The sequence below is a fragment of the Streptomyces sp. 2A115 genome, assembly GCF_052245575.1.
Classification (GTDB): Bacteria; Actinomycetota; Actinomycetes; order Streptomycetales; family Streptomycetaceae; genus Streptomyces.
Map to the genome: position 1 here is coordinate 110,648 of NZ_JBQQCG010000010.1, position 19,131 is coordinate 129,778.

15 protein-coding genes are annotated in these 19,131 nt (G+C 70.9%); 9 read left to right on the top strand and 6 right to left on the bottom strand.

Features of this window, described 5'->3' with window-relative positions; all coding sequences use genetic code 11:
- The first annotated feature begins 17 nt into the window (after positions 1-17).
- From ACTWQR_RS11835 to ACTWQR_RS11860, 6 genes are all read left to right on the top strand, one after another.
- On the top strand, positions 18-1,034 hold the full coding sequence (locus ACTWQR_RS11835) for a hypothetical protein (RefSeq protein WP_443226944.1): 1,017 nt from the start codon (positions 18-20) through the stop codon (positions 1,032-1,034).
- Between the two features lie 295 nt (positions 1,035-1,329).
- Positions 1,330-2,877 (top strand): aldehyde dehydrogenase family protein, encoded by a 1,548-nt coding sequence (locus ACTWQR_RS11840; protein ID WP_443226945.1) that lies wholly within the window; start codon positions 1,330-1,332, stop codon positions 2,875-2,877.
- Positions 2,878-2,993: 116 nt separating this feature from the next.
- The gene (locus ACTWQR_RS11845) at positions 2,994-4,520 is read left to right on the top strand and encodes a GMC family oxidoreductase (protein ID WP_443226946.1); all 1,527 of its coding nucleotides are present in this window, start codon (positions 2,994-2,996) and stop codon (positions 4,518-4,520) included.
- 59 nt (positions 4,521-4,579) lie between these two features.
- Positions 4,580-5,905 carry a betaine/proline/choline family ABC transporter ATP-binding protein gene (locus ACTWQR_RS11850; RefSeq protein WP_443226947.1) on the top strand — a complete coding sequence of 442 codons (1,326 nt, stop codon included), beginning with the start codon at positions 4,580-4,582 and terminating at the stop codon, positions 5,903-5,905.
- Positions 5,905-7,878, top strand: a complete 1,974-nt coding sequence (locus ACTWQR_RS11855) for an ABC transporter permease (protein ID WP_443226948.1) — start codon at positions 5,905-5,907, stop codon at positions 7,876-7,878. Before ACTWQR_RS11850 ends, ACTWQR_RS11855 begins: the two co-directional genes overlap by 1 nt.
- A 1-nt stretch (position 7,879) precedes the next feature.
- Positions 7,880-8,842 carry an ABC transporter substrate-binding protein gene (locus ACTWQR_RS11860; protein WP_443226949.1) on the top strand — a complete coding sequence of 321 codons (963 nt, stop codon included), beginning with the start codon at positions 7,880-7,882 and terminating at the stop codon, positions 8,840-8,842.
- Positions 8,843-8,848: 6 nt separating this feature from the next.
- Here the strand turns inward: ACTWQR_RS11860 and ACTWQR_RS11865 are convergent, their stop codons facing one another.
- Positions 8,849-9,652: an isocitrate lyase/PEP mutase family protein gene (locus ACTWQR_RS11865; protein WP_443226950.1), complete on the bottom strand. Its 804-nt coding sequence runs from the start codon at positions 9,650-9,652 to the stop codon at positions 8,849-8,851.
- 40 nt (positions 9,653-9,692) lie between these two features.
- Positions 9,693-10,211, bottom strand: coding sequence for a carboxymuconolactone decarboxylase family protein (locus tag ACTWQR_RS11870; protein WP_443226951.1), 519 nt, complete (start codon positions 10,209-10,211; stop codon positions 9,693-9,695).
- Between the two features lie 47 nt (positions 10,212-10,258).
- Here ACTWQR_RS11870 and ACTWQR_RS11875 point away from each other — a divergent pair, with 47 nt between their 5' ends.
- Entirely contained in the window at positions 10,259-11,824 is a 1,566-nt protein-coding gene (locus ACTWQR_RS11875) for an aminotransferase-like domain-containing protein (RefSeq protein ID WP_443226952.1), read from the top strand.
- Between the two features lie 264 nt (positions 11,825-12,088).
- On the opposite strand, the gene rocD is transcribed toward ACTWQR_RS11875, so the two are convergent.
- Positions 12,089-13,318 carry an ornithine--oxo-acid transaminase gene (gene rocD / locus ACTWQR_RS11880; protein ID WP_443226953.1) on the bottom strand — a complete coding sequence of 410 codons (1,230 nt, stop codon included), beginning with the start codon at positions 13,316-13,318 and terminating at the stop codon, positions 12,089-12,091.
- A 336-nt stretch (positions 13,319-13,654) separates the two neighbouring features.
- On the opposite strand from rocD, the gene ACTWQR_RS11885 reads away from it, so the two are divergent.
- On the top strand, positions 13,655-15,100 hold the full coding sequence (locus tag ACTWQR_RS11885) for a glycine hydroxymethyltransferase (protein ID WP_443226954.1): 1,446 nt from the start codon (positions 13,655-13,657) through the stop codon (positions 15,098-15,100).
- 434 nt (positions 15,101-15,534) lie between these two features.
- Here the strand turns inward: ACTWQR_RS11885 and ACTWQR_RS11890 are convergent, their stop codons facing one another.
- From ACTWQR_RS11890 to ACTWQR_RS11900, 3 genes are all read right to left on the bottom strand, one after another.
- Positions 15,535-16,314 (bottom strand): hypothetical protein, encoded by a 780-nt coding sequence (locus ACTWQR_RS11890; RefSeq protein WP_443226955.1) that lies wholly within the window; start codon positions 16,312-16,314, stop codon positions 15,535-15,537.
- Between the two features lie 125 nt (positions 16,315-16,439).
- Positions 16,440-17,321 (bottom strand): hypothetical protein, encoded by an 882-nt coding sequence (locus tag ACTWQR_RS11895; protein ID WP_443226956.1) that lies wholly within the window; start codon positions 17,319-17,321, stop codon positions 16,440-16,442.
- Positions 17,314-17,967, bottom strand: coding sequence for an RNA polymerase sigma factor (locus ACTWQR_RS11900; RefSeq protein ID WP_443226957.1), 654 nt, complete (start codon positions 17,965-17,967; stop codon positions 17,314-17,316). Before ACTWQR_RS11900 ends, ACTWQR_RS11895 begins: the two co-directional genes overlap by 8 nt.
- Before the next feature lie 78 nt (positions 17,968-18,045).
- On the opposite strand from ACTWQR_RS11900, the gene trpS reads away from it, so the two are divergent.
- Positions 18,046-19,059, top strand: a complete 1,014-nt coding sequence (trpS, locus tag ACTWQR_RS11905) for a tryptophan--tRNA ligase (protein ID WP_443226958.1) — start codon at positions 18,046-18,048, stop codon at positions 19,057-19,059.
- Positions 19,060-19,131 lie beyond the last annotated feature (72 nt).

A 19,131-nucleotide genomic window follows, 5' to 3' on the forward strand; every position in this document is an offset into this window, starting at 1 on the left:
GGGAGAAGAGGGACACCATGAGCGGGGGAGCGCGGTACTGGAACGAGGAGACCCAGCGCTGGGAGGACGGCGACGGCACGGGGAACACGTCCGCCCAGGCCACTCCGCCGCCACCGGCACGCCCGGACTTCGCGCCGGTGTGGAGTCCGGGAGAGGGGGCGGCGGGCACCGATGCGTCGAGCGCGGGTCCGCCGGAACAGCCCGGCGGTGGCGGGGAGGTCCTGCCGTCGGCTCCGTGGCCGAGTGGCGCCGCCGGCACCGGTGTCTCCTGGCCGCCCGCGGTCCAGCTCGCGGCGCCGGTTCCAGCGCGCGGGATGAGCCGTCGGCTCGTGTGGTCCGTGCTGGCGGGGGCCGCCGCCGTCGGGGTCGCCGTCAGCCTGGTGCTGACCCTGGTGGTCGGTTCCGGGGACGACGAGGACGATCCGTCGGCCGCGGCGAGCGCCTCCCCGACGGCCGGGGCCTCGCGGCAGAGCGACCCGTACGCGTCGCCGTCGCCCTCGCCCACCGAGGAGACGGCGTCGCCCTCCTCCTCGGCTCCCGAACTCCCGGCGGGCTACGAGGCGTACGAGGACACCGAGGGCTTCTGGATCGGGAGACCCGAGGGGTGGAAGCGCAGCTCGGTGGACTCCCAGTACGGCATCGCCGTGGTCAACTACCGCAGCCCCGACGGCCGACACCGCTTGCAGGTGTACCAGGTGAGCGAGGAGTCGCCGGACGCCTCGTTCGAGCTGTACCTGTCCGACGAGACCTCCAAGCCGGCCGGCTTCGAGGAGCTGTCCCTGCAAAACCTCGACGACGGAGAGTTCACGGGCTCACGGCTGGAGTACTTGGCAGACAGCCTCAAGGGCGAGCCCGACGTCGGCACCTGGCACGTCTACGACGAGCGCTTCGTGGCGTCGGACGGCAACATCTACGCCATCGCCGCATACGGCCCCGACGCGGACGGCCGCGACGACGAACTGGCGCTGCTCACCACGGCGTTGGAGTGGTTCTGCCCGCCCTTCGGTGAATGCGCCCCAGCGGCAGTGGACTGACTCACACGTTCCGAGGTTCGTCCCGTCCCGCAGCTGTCACTACGACCTGACCGTCCAGCGGATCACGGCGGATCACGGCGGATCAGGATGGATCACGGGCGGATCGCAGCGGATCACTCTCAGCGTACGGTCCGCGTCTTCTGGGTGTATTTCTTCCTGTTTTTCAGTGACACGGCGCACTTTCCGTCACGGGTTGTGCATGCATCCCGGGCCGGAGGGCAGGTGCTCCCGGCCCCCGAGAGTGACACGCGTGTGACACAGGGGCACGGAACAGGAACGGAAGGCAACACCGAACATGCCGGGACAGCAGGCGCAGCGGGCGCAGCAAGCACAGGAGAAGCGGAAGACCCAGGAGACGATTCACGTGGGCGGAGAGTGGCGTGCCGCCGCCTCCGGAGCCACGCGCGACATTCTCGATCCGGCGGACGCCAAGCCGTTCGCCGTGGTCGCGGAAGGCGGCGTGCCGGACACCGACGCCGCCGTCGAGGCCGCCCGGCACGCCTTCGACCACGGAGAGTGGACCCGGACGCCCGTCACCGAGCGCGCCGCCCTCCTGCGCCGCGTCGCCGACCTCCTCGTACGTGATCGTGAGCGGCTCGGGCTCCTGGAGAGCCGGGACGCGGGCAAGACCCTGGAGGAGGGGCGGGTCGACATCGACTGTGTCGCCGACGCCTTCCGCTACTTCGCCGATCTCGTCGTCGGAGAGGGCGGGGGACGTGTCGTCGACGCCGGGTCCGACGACATCCACAGCGTCGTCGTGCACGAACCCGTCGGCGTCTGCGCGCTGATCACGCCCTGGAACTACCCGCTGCTGCAGGCCAGTTGGAAGGTCGCGCCCGCCCTCGCCGCCGGGAACACCTTCGTCGTCAAGCCCAGCGAGATCACTCCGCTGACCACCGTCGCCCTCGTGGAGCTGCTCGTCGAGGCCGGGCTGCCCACCGGTGTCGCCAACATCGTCACCGGGCCGGGACACAGCGTCGGCGCCCGGCTCGCCGAGCACCCGGACGTCGACCTCGTGTCCTTCACCGGCGGGCTCGTCAGCGGTACGAAGGTCGCGCAGGCCGCCGCCGTCACCGTGAAGAAGGTCGCCCTCGAACTCGGCGGCAAGAACCCCAACGTCGTCTTCACCGACGCCTGCTCGACGGACGAGGGCTTCGACACTGCCGTCGACCAGGCCCTCAACGCCGCGTTCATCCACAGCGGCCAGGTCTGCTCGGCGGGATCCAGGCTCATCGTCGAGGAGTCGGTGCGCGAACGCTTCGTCGCCGAACTCGCCCGGCGGGCCGGCGCCATCCGGCTCGGCCGAGGCACCGAGGACGGGGTCGAGTGCGGTCCGCTCGTCTCCGAGCAGCAGCGCGAGAAGACCGAGTCGTACGTCGCCTCCGCGCTGGCCGAGGGCGCGGTGCTGCGGGCCGGCGGCGGGCGCCCCGAGCCGTCCGAGAGCAGGCCCGCCACCGGGTACTTCTACGAGCCGACCGTTCTCGACCGGTGTCACCGGGAGATGCGGGTCGTGCGGGAAGAGGTCTTCGGGCCGGTCCTGACGGTGGAGACCTTCCGCACGGAGGACGAGGCCGTCGCGCTCGCCAACGACACGGAGTACGGGCTCGCCGGCGCCGTCTGGACCGCCGACGCGGGGCGTGCCCGGCGTGTCGCGGGCCGGCTGCGGCACGGCACCGTCTGGATCAACGACTTCCACCCGTACCTCCCGCAGGCGGAGTGGGGCGGCTTCGGCAAGAGCGGCGTCGGGCGTGAGCTCGGTCCCGCGGGGCTCGCCGAGTACCGCGAGACGAAGCACGTGTACCAGAACCTCGCCCCGAAGCCGGTCCGGTGGTTCGCGGGCTGAGCCCGGCCCGGAGCCAGTAACCCCCCACCGCACAAGGCACCCGGAGCCAGCCCTCCACCGCACAAGGCACTTGGAGCCGGTCCCCCCACTGCACAAGGCACTTGGAGTACTCCTTCATGTCCGAGCACGAGAAAACGTACGACTACGTCGTCATCGGCGGCGGCACCGCCGGATCCGTCATCGCCTCCAGACTCACCGAGAACCCGGACGTCAGCGTCGCCGTCATCGAGGGCGGCCCCAGCGACGTCGACCGCGAGGACGTCCTGACCCTGCGCCGCTGGATGGGCCTGCTCGGCGGGGAGCTGGACTACGACTACCCGACGACCGAGCAGCCGCGCGGCAACTCGCACATCCGGCACAGCCGCGCCCGCGTCCTCGGCGGCTGCTCCTCGCACAACACGCTCATCGCGTTCAAGCCCCTGCCGTCCGACTGGGACGAGTGGGAGGCGGCGGGGGCCAAGGGCTGGGGCGCGGTGCCGATGGAGGCGTACTTCGCGCGGCTGCGGAACAACATCGTCGCCGTCGACGAGAAGGACCGTAACCCCATCGCGCGCGACTTCGTGGACGCGGCACAGACGGCGCTCGGCGTGCCGCGCGTCGAGGGGTTCAACAAGGAACCGTTCACCGAGGGCGTCGGCTTCTTCGACCTCGCGTACCACCCGGAGAACAACAAGCGGTCGAGCGCGTCGGTCGCGTATCTGCACCCCTTCCTCGACCGGCCGAACCTGACGATCCTGCTGGAGACCTGGGCGTACCGGCTGGAGCTGGACGGAACGCGGGCGCGCGGCGTGCACGTGCGCACCAAGGACGGCGAGGAACTCCTCGTACGGGCCAGGAACGAAGTCCTGCTGTGCGCCGGGGCCGTGGACTCGCCCCGGCTGCTCCTCCACTCCGGCATCGGGCCGAGGAAGGACCTGGAGGAGCTCGGCATCCCCGTCGTCCACGACCTGCCGGGTGTCGGCGAGAACCTGCTCGACCACCCCGAGTCGGTCATCGTCTGGGAGACGAACGGGCCGATCCCCGAGAACTCGGCGATGGACTCCGACGCCGGTCTGTTCGTGCGGCGCGACCCCGAACACGCGGGCCCGGACCTGATGTTCCACTTCTACCAGATCCCGTTCACGGACAACCCGGAGCGCCTCGGCTACGAACGGCCCGCGCACGGCGTCTCGATGACCCCGAACATCCCCAAGCCACGCAGCCGCGGTCGCCTTTACCTGACGAGTGCCGACCCGACCGTCAAACCCGCTCTGGACTTCCGTTACTTCACGGACGAGGAGGACCACGACGGCCGCACCCTCGTCGACGGGATCCGCATCGCCCGCGAGATCGCCCGGTCCGAACCGCTCGCGGGCTGGCTGAAGCGCGAGGTGTGCCCCGGACCGGACGTCACGGGGGACGAGGAGCTGAGCGAGTACGCGCGGAAGGTGGCCCACACGGTCTACCACCCGGCGGGTACGTGCCGCATGGGCGCCCCTGACGACCAACGCGCCGTGGTGGACCCGGAGTTGAGGATCCGCGGCCTCGACGGCATCCGGATCGCCGACGCGTCCGTCTTCCCGGCGATGCCCGCCGTGAACCCGATGATCGGCGTGCTCATGGTCGGGGAGAAGTGCGTGGATCTGGTGGGGGGCGGTGCGTGATGAGTACGTCCACGAGTAGGTCAGTCGGTATGCCAACCACAACCACCGAAGCAGCCGACATGCCAACTGCCCACGATCGTACGGCCGTTGAGCCTGTCTTCTCCGTCGACGGGCTCTGGAAGGTCTTCGGGCCGAAGGCCGACCGCATCCCCGCCGACCCCGAACTCGCCTCCCTCACCGCCGCCGAACTCCGTTCCCGCACCGGCTGCACGGCCGCCGTCCGGGACGTGAGCTTCGACGTGCGCAAGGGCGAGGTCTTCGTCGTCATGGGCCTGTCCGGCTCGGGCAAGTCCACCCTCGTACGCTGTCTGACCCGGCTCATCGAGCCGACGGCCGGCACGCTCGCCATCGACGGCGAGGACGTCCGCGCCATGGACAAGGCCCGGCTGCGCGAACTGCGCCGCCACCGTGCCGCGATGGTCTTCCAGCACTTCGGCCTGCTGCCGCACCGGTCCGTGCTCGACAACGTCGCCTACGGCCTCGAGGTCCAGGGAGTCCCGAAGCGCGAGCGCCGGGAGAAGGCCCAGGAAGTCGTCGCGAAGGTCGGCCTGGAGGGCATGGAGCACCGGCGGCCCAGGCAACTGTCCGGCGGTCAGCAGCAGCGTGTCGGGCTCGCCCGGGCGCTGGCCGTGGACCCCCAGGTCCTGCTGTTCGACGAGCCGTTCAGCGCGCTCGACCCGCTGATCAGGCGCGACATGCAGGAGGAGGTCATCCGGCTGCACCGCGAGGAGGGCCGCACGATGGTCTTCATCACCCACGACCTGAACGAGGCGCTCAGGCTGGGCGACCGGATCGCGCTCATGCGCGACGGCCGCATCGTCCAGCTCGGCACGCCCGAGGAGATCGTGGGCTCGCCCGCCGACGACTACGTACGCGAGTTCGTGCGGGACGTGCCGCGCGAGCAGGTCATGACGGTACGGACGGCCATGCGGGCCGCGTCCGTGGAGGAGGCCGGCGAGGGTCCTGCCGTCGCGCCGGACGCCACCGTCTCGGAGGCCATCGAGGCGGTCGCGCGCTCGGGCCGGCCGGCGCGGGTGGTGGACCGGGGGCGGTGTCTCGGGGTCGTGGACTCGGCGGCGCTGCTGAAGGTGGTGGCGGGGACCACCGGGTCGGCTGGACCCTCGGAGGCCGTCGGCGACGCCGAGCCCTCACACGACGCCGAGCCCTCACACGACGCCGAGCCCTCTCGCGATGCCGAGCCCTCTCGCGATGCCGAGCCCGTCGGCGGCGCCGAGTCCGCCCGCGACGCCGAGCCCGTCGGCGGCGCCGAGCCCGTCGGCGGCGCCGAGCCCGTCGGCGGCGCCGAGCCCGTCGGCGGCGCCGAGCCCGTCGGCGGCGCCGAGCCCGTCGGCGGCGCCGAGTCCGCCCGCGAGGAGGTGGCCTGATGGCTACCGCCACCGCGGGCACCACCGCACCCGTCCCCCACACCGGCGTCGCCGCACTCCTCAGGCACCGAGCCCTCGGCAAGCTCCTCCTGCTCGCCGTGGCGGCAGCGGTCCTCGTCCCCCTCGTCAACTCCCGCTGGTCCAGCGGAACTTGGCCGGAAGCCCTCACTGTCGACCTCTCCGAACCCCTCGGCAAGGCCAGCGACTGGATCATCGACAACCGCGACAGCCACCCGCTGTTCCTCTACTTCTTCGGGTACGTCTCCAACGGGGTCGTCCTCTCCGTACGCGCCGTCTACCTGGTCCTGCTCGCCGCCGGCTGGGCGGGCGTCACGGCCGCCGCGGCACTGGTCGCCTGGCGGGTCGCCGGGGTGCGCCTTGCGGTCGGTACGGCCGTCTCGTTCCTGGCCTGCGGGCTGCTCGGCATGTGGGTTCCCACCATGCAGACGCTCGCGCTCATGGTGGCCGCGGTCCTGGCGTCCGTCGTGCTCGGCGCACTCCTCGGCCTCGCGGCCGGGCTCTCCGACCGCACGTTCCGCGCACTGCGCCCCGTCCTCGACACCATGCAGGTACTCCCCGCCTTCGCGTACCTCCTCCCGGTCGTCCTCGTCTTCGGCATCGGCGTCCCGGCCGCGGTGCTCGCCACCGTCGTGTACGCGGCCCCGCCCATGGCCCGGCTCACCGCGCTCGGCCTGCGCGGCGCGGACGCCGGGGTGATGGAGGCCGTCGAGTCCCTGGGCACGACGGCACGGCAGCGGCTCCTCACGGCCCGCCTCCCGCTCGCCCGCAAGGAACTCCTCCTCGGCCTCAACCAGACGATCATGATGGCCCTGTCCATGGCCGTCATCGCGTCCGTCATCGGCGCGGGCGGCCTCGGCGACCGCGTCTACCAGGCACTCGCCTCGGTCGACGTCGGCGCCGCCCTCGCCGCCGGCATCCCGATCGTGTTGCTCGCGGTCGTCCTGGACCGGGTGACGGCAGCGGCGGGCGAACGGCTCGGGCAGTCCGACTCCGGCTGGACGCCGTGGGGGTACGCGGCTGTCGTCGCCGTCGCCGTCGCCGTCGCCGTGGCCGTCGCGGTCGCCGGACGCCTGACCGACCGGCTCGACTGGCCCGAGGCCTGGCTCGTGAACATCGCCGAGCCCGTGAACCGCGCCGTCGACTGGATGACCGACCACCTCTACTCCGGCGTCCCCTATGTGGGCGGCACCGCCGACTGGGCGGGCCACTTCACCACCTGGGTCCTGGACCCGCTCCGGGACGGCCTGCAATGGCTGCCCTGGTGGTCGGTCCTGCTGATCGTCGCCGCGCTCGCCTGGCTGATCGGCACCTGGCGCACCGCGCTCACCGCCGTCCTCGCGATGGCCGCGATCGGCGTACTCGGCGTGTGGGAACCGTCCCTCGACACGCTGTCGCAGGTACTCGCGGCCGTGGCGGTCACGCTGGTCCTGGGCTTCGCGGCCGGCGTCGCGGCGGCCCGGAGCGAGCGCTGCGAACGGCTCCTGCGCCCCGTCCTGGACGTGTTCCAGACGATGCCGCAGTTCGTGTACCTCATCCCCGTCGTGGCCCTCTTCGGCGTCGGCCGCGCCCCGGCCGTCGCCGCCGCAGTCGTCTACGCCCTCCCCGCGGTCGTCCGCATCACCACACAGGGCCTGCGCCAGGTCGACCCGGCGGCCATGGAGTCCTCGCGCTCACTCGGTGCCACGGCCTGGCAGCAACTCCGCCAGGTGCAACTGCCGTTGGCCCGCCCGGCGCTGCTGCTCGCCCTCAACCAGGGCGTCGTCCTCGTCCTCGCCGTGGTCATCATCGGCGGCCTGGTCGGCGGTGGCGCGCTCGGCTACGACGTCGTGTTCGGCCTCGCCCAGGGCGACCTGGCCACCGGCCTCGTCGCGGGCGCGGCGATCGTCTGCCTCGGCCTGATGCTCGACCGGGTGACGCAGCCGACGGAACGCCGCACGAAGAAGGGAGCGTGACATGACTACTCGTACGCGCATGATGTCGGCCCTCGCGGGTGTCTCCGCCCTGCTCGTGCTCACCGGCTGCGGAGCCGCCGACATGACCAAGCAGGCCTCGCCCTTCGCCAACGCGCAGGGCGCGAAGACGGTCACCCTCTCCGTGCAGTCCTGGGTGGGCGCGCAGGCCAACGTGGCCGTCGCGCAGTACCTGCTGGATCACGAGCTGGGCTATCGCGTCGACACCGTCCAGGTCGACGAGGTTCCCGCGTGGGACGCGCTCAGCCAGGGACGGGTCGACGCGATCCTGGAGGACTGGGGGCACCCCGAGCAGGAGCAGCGGTACGTCACCGACAAGGAGACGATCGCGCGCGGCGGCGAGCTCGGAGTCACCGGGCACATCGGGTGGTTCGTGCCGACGTACTTCGCGAAGCAGCACCCGGACGTGACCGACTGGAAGAACCTGAACAAGTACGCCGACCAGCTCCGCACCGCCGAGAGCGGCGGCAAGGGCCAACTGCTCGACGGTTCGCCTTCGTACGTGACGAACGACAAGGCGCTGGTGAAGAACCTGAATCTCGACTACCAGGTGGTGTTCGCCGGTTCCGAGGCGGCCCAGATCACCCAGATGCGGCAGTTCGCCAAGGAGAAGAAGCCCTTCCTCACCTACTGGTACACACCCCAGTGGCTCTTCGAGAAGGTCCCCATGACGGAGGTGAAGCTGCCCGCCTACAAGGAGGGCTGCGACGCCGACCCGGACGCGGTCGCCTGCGCGTATCCGCACACCCCGCTCCAGAAGTACCTGAACGCGGACTTCGCGAAGAGCGGGGGCAAGGCGGCGGCCTTCCTGAAGAACTTCAAGTGGACGACCGAGGACCAGAACGAGGTCTCCCTGCTGATCGCCGACCAGAAGCTGACGCCTGAGGAGGCGGCGGAGAAGTGGGTGGACAGCCACGAGTCGACATGGCGCGCGTGGCTGCCGTAACCACTGCTACCGCAGGCTCGCGTCCTGCCTGGAGTCGGTGTCCTGCCTCGAGTCGGTGTGCTGCCTCGAGTCGGTGTGCTGCATCGAGTCGGTGTGCTGCTTCAGGTTCGCGGCGATCTCCGTCAACGCTTCCGTGGAGCGGCGCTGCAACCCCGGCCCGAACGTGATCCGTGTGGCCCCTCGCTCACCGAGTTCGGCGAGCGAGGGGCCGTCGGGCCGGCCGAACGCGTTGATCGGCCCTTGAATCCCCGCGCGCAACAGCGGCAGTACGCCGACGGGGGCGTCGATCGGATATACGCAGTCCGCACCGGCGCCCACGTACAACGCGGCCCGCTCGATCGCCCGCTCCGGATCCGCGACCCCTCGTACGAAAGTGTCCACGCGGGCGTTGAGAAAGAGCCGCTCGCCCGCGACGGCCCGCACCTCGGCAAGCCAGTCAGCGTGCCGGGCGGGATCCTTGAGGACACCCTGGTGGGAATCCTCGAGGTTGCAGCCGACCGCACCCGTCTCCAGCAGCCGCTCCACCAACTCCTTGGGCGCGAGCCCGTACCCGCCCTCCACGTCCGCGGAGACGGGCACTTCGACGGCCCGTACGATCCGGGCGACCGCAGCGAACATCTCGTCCGCCGGGGTCTCCCCGTCCTCGTACCCGAGCGAGGCGGCGACCCCGGCGCTGGGCGTCGAGAGCGCCGGGAACCCCGCCTCCGCGAAGACCCGCGCGCTGGCGGCGTCCCAGGGGCCGGGGAGGACCAACGGGTCGCCGGGGACACGGTTCTGGTGCAGCGCGCGAAAGGCTTCGACCTCGCTCACCACGGGTAGTCCCTGTCGTCCCCTTGATCCGTGAGCGCCGTCACTTGAACTGCCCCGCCGTGTAGTGGCCGGGAGTGAGGCGGCAGGTCACGCCGAGCCGGTTCCACGAGTTGATCACCGTGATCGAAGCGATCAGGTGGGTCAGCTCGGCCTCGTCGAAGTGCTTGGCGGCCGTGTCGTACACCTCGTCCGGGACGAACCCGTCCGTGAGGACCGTGACGGCCTCGGTGAGCGCCAGCGCCGCGAGCTCCTTCTCCGTGTAGAAGTGCCGCGATTCCTCCCACGCGCCGAGCTGGACGATCCGCTCGACGCTCTCACCCGCCGCGAGCGCGTCCTTCGTGTGCATGTCGAGGCAGAAGGCGCAGTGGTTGAGCTGTGACGCGCGGAGCTTCACCAGTTCGAGGAGCACCGGATCGACGCCCTGCCGGGCCGCCGCGTCGAGCTGGACCATGGCCTTGTAGACCTCAGGGGCGAGCTTGGTCCACTGGAGGCGGGGGGCCTGCTCGGGGGCGTACGGCGTGTCGTTTTCGGTGGTGGCGTTCGTCGTCTTCGTCGTCATGGCTTCGACCCTACGGTCGGAGTAGCCCAGGGGTATGGTCCATTTCCATGGCGGAATACTGGGCCACTTTGGGTGTGGACCTGCATGTCGACGTGACGGATACCGGCTCCGGCCTGCGCAAAGGCCTCACGGACGCATTGCGGGAGGCGGTGCGTGGCGGGCGGCTCGCGCCGGGGACCCGGCTGCCGTCGTCGCGGTCGCTCGCCGCCGATCTGGGCATCGCGCGCAACACCGTCGCCGACGCGTACGCCGACCTCGTCGCCGAGGGCTGGCTCACCGCGCGCCAGGGCTCGGGCACGAGGGTGGCGGAACGGGCGGTGGTGGCACCGGCCTCGGCGTCCCCCAGTCCGCGCTCGGCCCAGGGCCCCGCGTACGACCTCGTGCCGGGCACCCCCGACCTCGCCTCCTTCCCGCGCGCCGAGTGGCTCAAGGCGTCCCGCCGAGCCCTCGCGGCAGCACCGCACGACGCTCTCGGGTACGGCGATCCGCGGGGCCGCGTCGAACTCCGCACCGCCCTCGCGGCCTACCTCGCCCGGGCGCGCGGCGTACGCGCCGACCCCGAACGCATCGTCATCTGCTCGGGGTTCGCGCATGGGCTCATGCTGCTCGGGGCGGTGCTGGAGGAGCGCGGGGTGGGGGCGCTGGCGGTGGAGTCGTACGGGCTCGATGCGCACTGGGGACTGGTGGAACGGGCGGGGCTGCGGACGGTGGCGTTGCCGTTCGACGAACTGGGGACGCGTACGGACGAGTTGACCGAGGACGGCGGGAGAGGGAGCGGGGCGACGGGCGAAGGCAGGAATGGTGCTGGAGGTGGTGACAGCGCTGGAGGTGGCGACGGCGCTGGAGGCGGCGATGGCGCTGAAGGTGGTGATGATGGGGGTTCAAGCGGCGCACGGGCGGTGCTGCTGACGCCCGCCCACCAGTTCCCCATGGGCGTACCCCTGCACCCCGATCGCCGCGCCGCCGTCGTCGACTGGGCGCGGCGGACGGGCGGACTGATCCTGGAGGACGACTACGACGGGGAGTTCCGATACGACCGGCAGCCTGTGGGCGCACTCCAAGGCCTCGACCCGGATCGCGTGGTGTACCTGGGCACCACCAGCAAGTCCCTGGCCCCCGGCTTGCGACTCGGCTGGCTGGTCCTTCCACCGGACCTGGCCTCGGCGGTCACGGCGGCCAAGGGACGGGTTGACTGGTCGTGCGGAGTTCTGGACCAGCTGACGCTGGCGGAGCTCATCACCTCGGGTGCGTACGACCGCCACGTCCGCGCCGTGCGCCTACGGTACCGACGCCGCCGCGACCAACTCGTCTCGGCCCTGGCCTCCCGCGCGCCCTTGGTCACGGCCACCGGCATCGCGGCCGGCCTGCACGCCGTACTCCAACTCCCGCCGGGCACCGAGCAGTCGGTCGTGAGAGGGGCGGCATGGCAGGGCCTGGCGGTCCACGGCCTGACCCGCTACCGCCACCCGACGTCCCTCGCGCCCCCCTTGGACGCGCTGGTCGTGGGCTACGGGACCCCCTCGGACAGCGCCTGGCCGGGAACACTGGACGCGCTGTGCAGGGTGTTGCCCCAACTTGGTCAACAACTTGGTCAACCCCAAGAAGCCCCATGAAATGAAGCCCCCATGAAGCCTCATGAAGTCCAGGGAGCAACCTGCTCCGGGACTTCCGCCGACACCTCCCGAATCGTGTCAGCGCCAACGCCCACGCCAACGCCCACGCCCCCACCACCGCGACGTCGAAGCCGAGAACGGCTGGCCAGGCCAGGCCCTCGCGCTTACGGCCGCCGACCAGGCCGGGCCAGCCCCTCGCCCTTACGGCCGCCAGCCGGCCCGGCCTTCGCGCATACGGCCGCCCAGCCTGATCCTCTAGTTCCTTCATGAGCCCAGCGCGCCCAGCACACCCCGCAGTTGAGCCAGCCCCCAGTCCAGGTCCTCCTTACTGATCACCAGCGGCGGCGCGATCCGGACCGTGGAGCCGTGGGTGTCCTTCACCAGCACACCCCGGTCCATCAGCTTCTCGGAGATCTCCCGGCCCGTCCCGTACACCGGATCGATGTCGACTCCCGCCCACAGCCCCCGCCCGCGTACCTCGGTCACCCGCCCCGTGTCCGCCAGCAATCCCAGCTCGCGGTGCAGATGCTCCCCCAACTCGGCGGCCCGCCGCTGGTACTCGCCCGACCGCAGCATCGCGATCACCTCCAGCGCCACCGCACAGGCCAGCGGATTCCCGCCGAACGTCGACCCGTGCTCACCCGGCCGGAACACCCCGAGGACCTCGGCCGAGGACACCACCGCCGACACCGGGACGACTCCGCCGCCGAGCGCCTTCCCCAGGACGTACACATCCGGCACGACCCCCTCGTGCTCACACGCGAAGGTCCGCCCCGTCCGCCCGAGGCCCGACTGGATCTCGTCCGCCACGAACAGCACGTTCCGTTCGCGCGTCAACTCCCGCACGCCCGCGAGATATCCGGCCGGCGGCACCAACACCCCCGCCTCGCCCTGAATCGGCTCCAGCAGCACGGCGACCGTGTTCTCCGTGACCGCCTCGCGCATCGCCGTCAGGTCTCCGTACGGCACGATCTCGAAACCCGGCGTGTACGGCCCGAAGTCAGCCCGCGCCTCGGGATCCGTGGAGAAGCTGATGATCGTCGTCGTACGCCCATGGAAGTTGTTGCCCGCCACGACGACCTTCGCCATCCCGTCGGGCACGCCCTTGACCCGGTACCCCCACTTCCGAGCGGTCTTCACGGCCGACTCGACCGCCTCCGCACCCGTGTTCATCGGCAGCACCATCTCCATGCCGCACAGCTCGGCCAGCCGCGCACAGAACTCCGCGAACCGGTCGTGATGAAACGCCCGCGACGTCAGCGTCACCCGCTCCAGCTGCGCCTTGGCCGCCTCGATCAGCCGCCTGTTGCCATGCCCGAAATTCAGCGCCGAGTATCCGGCCAGCAGGTCGAGATAGCGCCGCCCCTCGACATCCGTCATCCAGGCCCCGTCCGCCGTGGCCACGACCACCGGCAGCGGATGGTAGGTGTGCGCGCTGTGCGCTTCGGCCGAGGCGATGAGGTCTTCCGTAGCGGTCACGGCATCTCCGTTCATACGGGTCCCACAGGGCGCCGGGCGGGCTTGTGGCCCATTTCCCATCCTCGCTCGCATGGTGGACGGGACGGTATCGATCCGCGGCTAGCGCCGCGTGGCCGGTGATCCGGCACGCCCGGTACGCTGATCCACGGGCCGTGACTGGCGCGCTGGGATGGGACCGACCATCGGGGAGCGGCCCACGCTGTGCTTTCCCGGGGGACACCCCCCGGACCCCCGGCCGGACAGACAGGTCGGCCGAGGGGCCCGGAGTGTCCCGTGCGAGGAGCTGCGGCGACCGAGTGCCGTGCGCCTGGGCCGAACCGTGAACGCCGTACGCCACGTCCGGAGGCCGTCATGCCAGAGCCCCTCTCCACCGAATCCACCGCCTTCCGCAGTGCCCTCGAAGTGATCCGCGCCGTCGAGCCCCGCGTCGCCGACGCCATCGGGCAGGAAGTCGCCGACCAGCGCGACATGCTCAAGCTGATCGCCTCGGAGAACTACGCCTCCCCGGCCACCCTGCTGGCCATGGGCAACTGGTTCAGCGACAAGTACGCCGAAGGCACCGTCGGCCGCCGCTTCTACGCCGGCTGCCGCAACGTCGACACCGTCGAGGCCCTCGCCGCCGAGCACGCCCGCGAGCTCTTCGGCGCCGAGCACGCCTACGCCCAGCCGCACTCCGGCATCGACGCCAACCTCGTCGCCTTCTGGGCCGTCCTCGCCGCCCGTGTCGAGGCCCCCGCCCTTCAGCAGGCCGGCGTCCGCAACGTCAACGACCTCTCCGAGGCCGGCTGGGCCGAACTGCGCCAGGCCTTCGGCAACCAGCGCATGCTCGGCATGTCCCTGGACGCCGGCGGCCACCTCACCCACGGCTTCCGCCCGAACATCTCCGGCAAGATGTTCGACCAGCGCTCCTACGGCACCGACCCCGCCACCGGCCTCATCGACTACGAGGCCCTGCGCACCTCCGCCCGTGAGTTCAAGCCCCTGATCATCGTCGCCGGCTACTCCGCCTACCCCCGTCTCGTGAACTTCCGGATCATGCGCGAGATCGCCGACGAAGTCGGCGCCACGCTCATGGTCGACATGGCGCACTTCGCGGGCCTGGTCGCCGGCAAGGTCCTCACCGGCGACTTCGACCCGGTACCGCACGCCCAGATCGTCACCACGACCACCCACAAGTCGCTGCGCGGCCCGCGCGGCGGCATGGTCCTGTGCGACGAGTCGCTCGCCGAACAGGTCGACCGCGGCTGCCCGATGGTCCTCGGCGGCCCCCTTCCACACGTCATGGCCGCCAAGGCCGTCGCACTCGCCGAGGCCCGCCGCCCCGAGTTCCGCGACTACGCCCAGGCCGTCGTCGACAACTCCCGCGCCCTCGCCGAGGGCCTGATGCGACGTGGCGCCACGCTCGTCACCGGCGGCACCGACAACCACATCAACCTCATCGACGTCGCCTCCTCCTACGGCCTCACCGGCCGCCAGGCAGAGACCGCCCTGCTCGACTCGGGCATCGTCACCAACCGCAACGCCATCCCCGCCGACCCGAACGGCGCCTGGTACACCTCCGGCATCCGCATCGGCACGCCCGCACTCACCACGCGTGGCCTCGGCGCCACCGAGATGGAGGAGATCGCCGGCCTGATCGACCGGGTCCTGACCACCACCGAACAGGGCACCACCAAGAAGGGCGCCCCCTCCAAGGCCCAGCACGTCCTGGACCCGAAGATCGCGGACGAGATCTCCCACCGGGCCACCGACCTCCTGACCGGCTTCCCGCTGTACCCGGAGATCGACCTCGGCTGAGGCCCCGAACCGATCTCGGCTCTGGCTGTGGCCCGGGCTCGGGCTCGGGCTCGATCAGCATCCGGCCCGGCCCAGCCGGGCCGGATGCTCAGGCCTCACAGGTCGGTCAACTCCTGTCCTGACTCTCGCGGCGGCCCCGGCTCACGCCGGGCCGTCGCGCGCCGCACCAACAGGGTGCCTGCCGGTCGGCATGCCACGGGTCGACCTCGCCGTCTCGCCACGGGTCGACCCTGCCGGTCCGCCCCGCACGCTACGAGCCGACCCTGCCGGCCTGGCCGTCACGCCACCAGCCGACCCAATCCCCTGATCCCCAGACCACGTACCGCCCAAGCTCTTCGGCCGCGCACTTTCATTAGTCCCCCTCACAAGCTCCGCCCCTCGTAAAGCCCCCCACGCGTCCCCTCAGCGGACCCCCAGAGAGGTCCGGAGGTCCCTCAGAGGTCCCGCAGCTCCTGCCGAGGCCCCTTCTCCCGCTCCCTCCACCGGCCCAGTGACAGCACCCCCAGCACTCCCGACACCCCCAGCACTCCCGGCACCCCCCGCAACCGAACGACGAACGGCCGCACTACCAGCGCCAGCACAGCCCCGGTTGCCAGCCCCGGTATCGCCCACCACCAGTCGGTGCCGTCGTCCGCCGTCGCAGTGGCCGTCGCGCGGGGCGGCTCGGCGGGCGCCGCGGGTGCTGCCGAGGCGGCGTCCCCCGTCTGCTCCCACGGCGCCGGATAGATAGCCCCGGCGCCGTCGCCGGACGGCTCGCCGAGCACGTCGAGCTTCTTGAACAGGGCGCGCACCTCGGACGGTTGCTCGGCCTTGTGCCAGTAGCCGTTCATGGACTCCGGCACCTGGGTCGCCGTGTGTATCCAGACATCCTTGCCGCGCGGTGAGTCCAGATAGACGCGGTCTACCCGCCAGGGCGACACGTCGTGGAGCATCCACGTGACATTGATCTGACGACCGCTGCCCACGGCCAGGCCCGGCGGCTCCTCGCCCGTGCCGCCGCCCGGCGGGCCGAGCAGGCGCTCCAATTCCCCGTACTCCTTCTCCGAGTAGTACAGCCCCGCGCCCTGGGCGCTCTCCGGCGAGACCACCAGCACACTCGTCGGGCCGCCGGCCGTCGCGCTGGGTGCGCCCAGCAGCACCAAGCCGAGCGCCACCACCAATACCGAGATCCCCAATCCCGGGATTCCCGCCGCCAGTTCACGAACCCTGCGCATCCGACACCCCCAACCGGTCCCGGTGCGGTCCACCCGCACCTGCGTGTCACTTCTGGTACACCGCCCGACCCGTCGGGGTTCCCACTCGGCACGGACCAAAATTTCCGCCGGCTCTGTCGGCTCGGTCAGCCCAGCGACTTCGCGATCTCCACCGCCCGCGTCCGGGATGCCACGCCCTCCAGCCGGAGAGTCGTGTCGTCCCCTTGCATCCAAAGCAGCGTGGGCCCCGCGGTCCGCTCGGAGCGGGTGAAGTCGTCGCCGTCCTCGTCCACCAGCCAGAGGCTCAGGAAATGGGGCTCGGGGAACCACAGGGCCGTGTCCGCGAAGCCCGTGCCCTCGCGCAGCGGCACGTACTCCGGCTGTCCCCCCACGGTCTTGATGAAGCCGGGGTCCAGCCGCGCCGGGAACTCGTCCAGCCGGATCGTGTGCCTCTCCTCGCGCCAGCACAGGCTCATCAGGAACCGCCCCTTCGGCTCGCGGGTCACCGTCACCGCGTCCGGAGTCCCGAGGGCAGGGGGCGAGAGAGGCGCGAACCCCGCCCGTCGCTCGGCCTCGGCGAGTGTCAGGGAAGGGCCGCCGCACCCGGGCACCTCGGCTCCCGACGAGGGCGTCGCCGACGGGTCGTACCGCACCTCGACACCCCCGAAGCCGAACCAGTCGACGACCGCGGCGCGCACCGGAGGGGTGAGCACGAGGACCGTCAGCAGGCCGCACAGCCCCGCGGTCAGCGCGCGCCGGCGTGCCCGCGCCCAGCGGCGCACCCACCTCAGCCGCTCGCCGAGCCCCGGCGGCTCGGCCACCGGAACCGGCACCCGCTCGGCGAGTATCTGCTCCAGCACCCGCTCGACCATCGACTCGGTTCCACGCGCACTCGGCGGATCCAACGACCGCCCGAGCTCCCGCAACTCCTCGGGCAACCGCGAGACGCCCTCATGCCCAGCCTCATGCCCATGCCGACTCCGGTCACCGGAGGACTCCGGGCCCCCGTCCCCGTACGAATCATTCATGCTCATCACCTCCTCTCCCGTTCCCTCTCCCTCTCCGAGTGCGAGTCTCCTGATGCTCCGGGCGCTCCTGCGGCTCGAAATCCGGCAGTAGTCGGCCGAGCTTGCGCAGTGCTCGGTTGAGCCGTGACTTAACCGTCCCGCGTGGCCAGCCCAGGGCCTGGGCCGTCTCCGGCTCGTCCATCTCCAGCAGGTAGCGGTAGGTGACGACCAGGCGGTGCTCCTCGCTCAGTCTTTCCAAGGCGGACAGCAGGGCCGTCCTGCGCTCGACCTCCAGCGCCGCGACCGCGGGGTCCGCCGAGTCCGGTATCAGCGGCTCTGCCTCAACGAGTGCGGCCTCCCGGCCGGCCAGCGTCCGCTGCCGCACCGCCGTCCGCACTGTGTTCCTCGTCTCATTGGCGACGATCGACAGCAGCCACGGCTTGAACGCCGCGCCGTCCCGAAAGCGCCCCAAGGAGCAGTACGCCTTGAAGAAGGCCTGCTGCACCACGTCCTCCGCGTCCGCACCCGCCCCCAGTGCCACGGCCGCCCTGAGTGCGAGGCCCGTATGGGCACGCACCAGCTCCGCATACGCCTCCGGCTCTCCGGCGCGTACGCGTGCGATCACCGCGGCCTCATCGACGATGCGGCCCCCCTCCCGCGTTCTCACACTCTTGTTACACCGCCGGAGGCCAATCGGTTCCCACCTGTTCCAGACCTCCCGGCCGCACCTGAGAGAATGAGGGTTATGGCTTCAGACCGTCCCCGCGTGCTCTCCGGGATCCAGCCCACCGCAGGCTCGTTCCACCTCGGCAACTACCTCGGCGCCGTCCGTCAGTGGGTTGCTCTGCAGGAGTCTCACGACGCGTTCTACATGGTCGTCGACCTGCACGCGATCACCCTGCCGCAGGACCCCGCGGACCTGCGCGCCAACACCCGGCTCGCCGCCGCCCAGCTGCTGGCCGCCGGCCTCGACCCGGAGCGCTGCACGCTCTTCGTCCAGAGCCATGTTCCCGAGCACGCGCAGCTCGCCTGGATCATGAACTGCCTCACCGGCTTCGGTGAGGCGTCCCGGATGACCCAGTTCAAGGACAAGTCCGCCAGGCAGGGCGCCGACCGCGCCTCCGTCGGTCTGTTCACGTACCCGATTCTGCAGGTCGCGGACATCCTGCTGTACAAGGCCAACGAGGTCCCCGTGGGTGAGGACCAGCGCCAGCACATCGAGCTCACGCGTGACCTCGCCGAGCGTTTCAACGGCCGCTTCGGGGCGACGTTCACCGTTCCGAAGCCGTACATCCTCAAGGAGACGGCGAAGATCTTCGATCTTCAGGATCCGTCGATCAAGATGAGCAAGTCGGCGTCGACTCCGAAGGGCCTCATCAACCTCCTCGACGACCCGAAGGCCACCGCCAAGAAGGTCAAGAGCGCGGTCACCGACACCGACACCGTGATCAGGTACGACGCCGAGAACAAGCCGGGCGTCAGCAACCTGCTGAGCATCTACTCCACCCTCACCGGAACCGGTATCGCGGAACTGGAGCAGACGTACGTCGGCAAGGGCTACGGTGCGCTCAAGACGGACCTCGCCGAGGTCATGGTCGACTTCGTGACGCCGTTCCGGGAGCGCACCCAGCAGTATCTGGACGACCCGGAGACGCTCGACTCGATCCTGGCCAAGGGCGCGGAGAAGGCTCGTGCCGTCGCCGCTGAGACGCTCTCCCAGGCGTACGACAAGGTGGGCTTCCTGCCGGCCAAGCACTGACTGCAGGTACGCCGACCAGTACGAGGTGCCGGTACGAGATGCCAGTACCAGGACGCCAGTACGAGACCAGGA

Coding starts and splice junctions, on each gene's coding strand:
- ACTWQR_RS11870 (WP_443226951.1), bottom strand. CDS start 10,211: ATGACGACGAAGACGACGAACGCCACCACCGAAAACGACACGCCGTAC.
- ACTWQR_RS11850 (WP_443226947.1), top strand. CDS start 4,580: ATGCCAACTGCCCACGATCGTACGGCCGTTGAGCCTGTCTTCTCCGTC.
- ACTWQR_RS11835 (WP_443226944.1), top strand. CDS start 18: ATGAGCGGGGGAGCGCGGTACTGGAACGAGGAGACCCAGCGCTGGGAG.
- ACTWQR_RS11895 (WP_443226956.1), bottom strand. CDS start 17,321: ATGAATGATTCGTACGGGGACGGGGGCCCGGAGTCCTCCGGTGACCGG.
- ACTWQR_RS11890 (WP_443226955.1), bottom strand. CDS start 16,314: ATGCGCAGGGTTCGTGAACTGGCGGCGGGAATCCCGGGATTGGGGATC.
- rocD (WP_443226953.1), bottom strand. CDS start 13,318: ATGAACGGAGATGCCGTGACCGCTACGGAAGACCTCATCGCCTCGGCC.
- ACTWQR_RS11855 (WP_443226948.1), top strand. CDS start 5,905: ATGGCTACCGCCACCGCGGGCACCACCGCACCCGTCCCCCACACCGGC.
- ACTWQR_RS11885 (WP_443226954.1), top strand. CDS start 13,655: ATGCCAGAGCCCCTCTCCACCGAATCCACCGCCTTCCGCAGTGCCCTC.
- ACTWQR_RS11860 (WP_443226949.1), top strand. CDS start 7,880: ATGACTACTCGTACGCGCATGATGTCGGCCCTCGCGGGTGTCTCCGCC.
- ACTWQR_RS11845 (WP_443226946.1), top strand. CDS start 2,994: ATGTCCGAGCACGAGAAAACGTACGACTACGTCGTCATCGGCGGCGGC.
- ACTWQR_RS11840 (WP_443226945.1), top strand. CDS start 1,330: ATGCCGGGACAGCAGGCGCAGCGGGCGCAGCAAGCACAGGAGAAGCGG.
- trpS (WP_443226958.1), top strand. CDS start 18,046: ATGGCTTCAGACCGTCCCCGCGTGCTCTCCGGGATCCAGCCCACCGCA.
- ACTWQR_RS11875 (WP_443226952.1), top strand. CDS start 10,259: ATGGCGGAATACTGGGCCACTTTGGGTGTGGACCTGCATGTCGACGTG.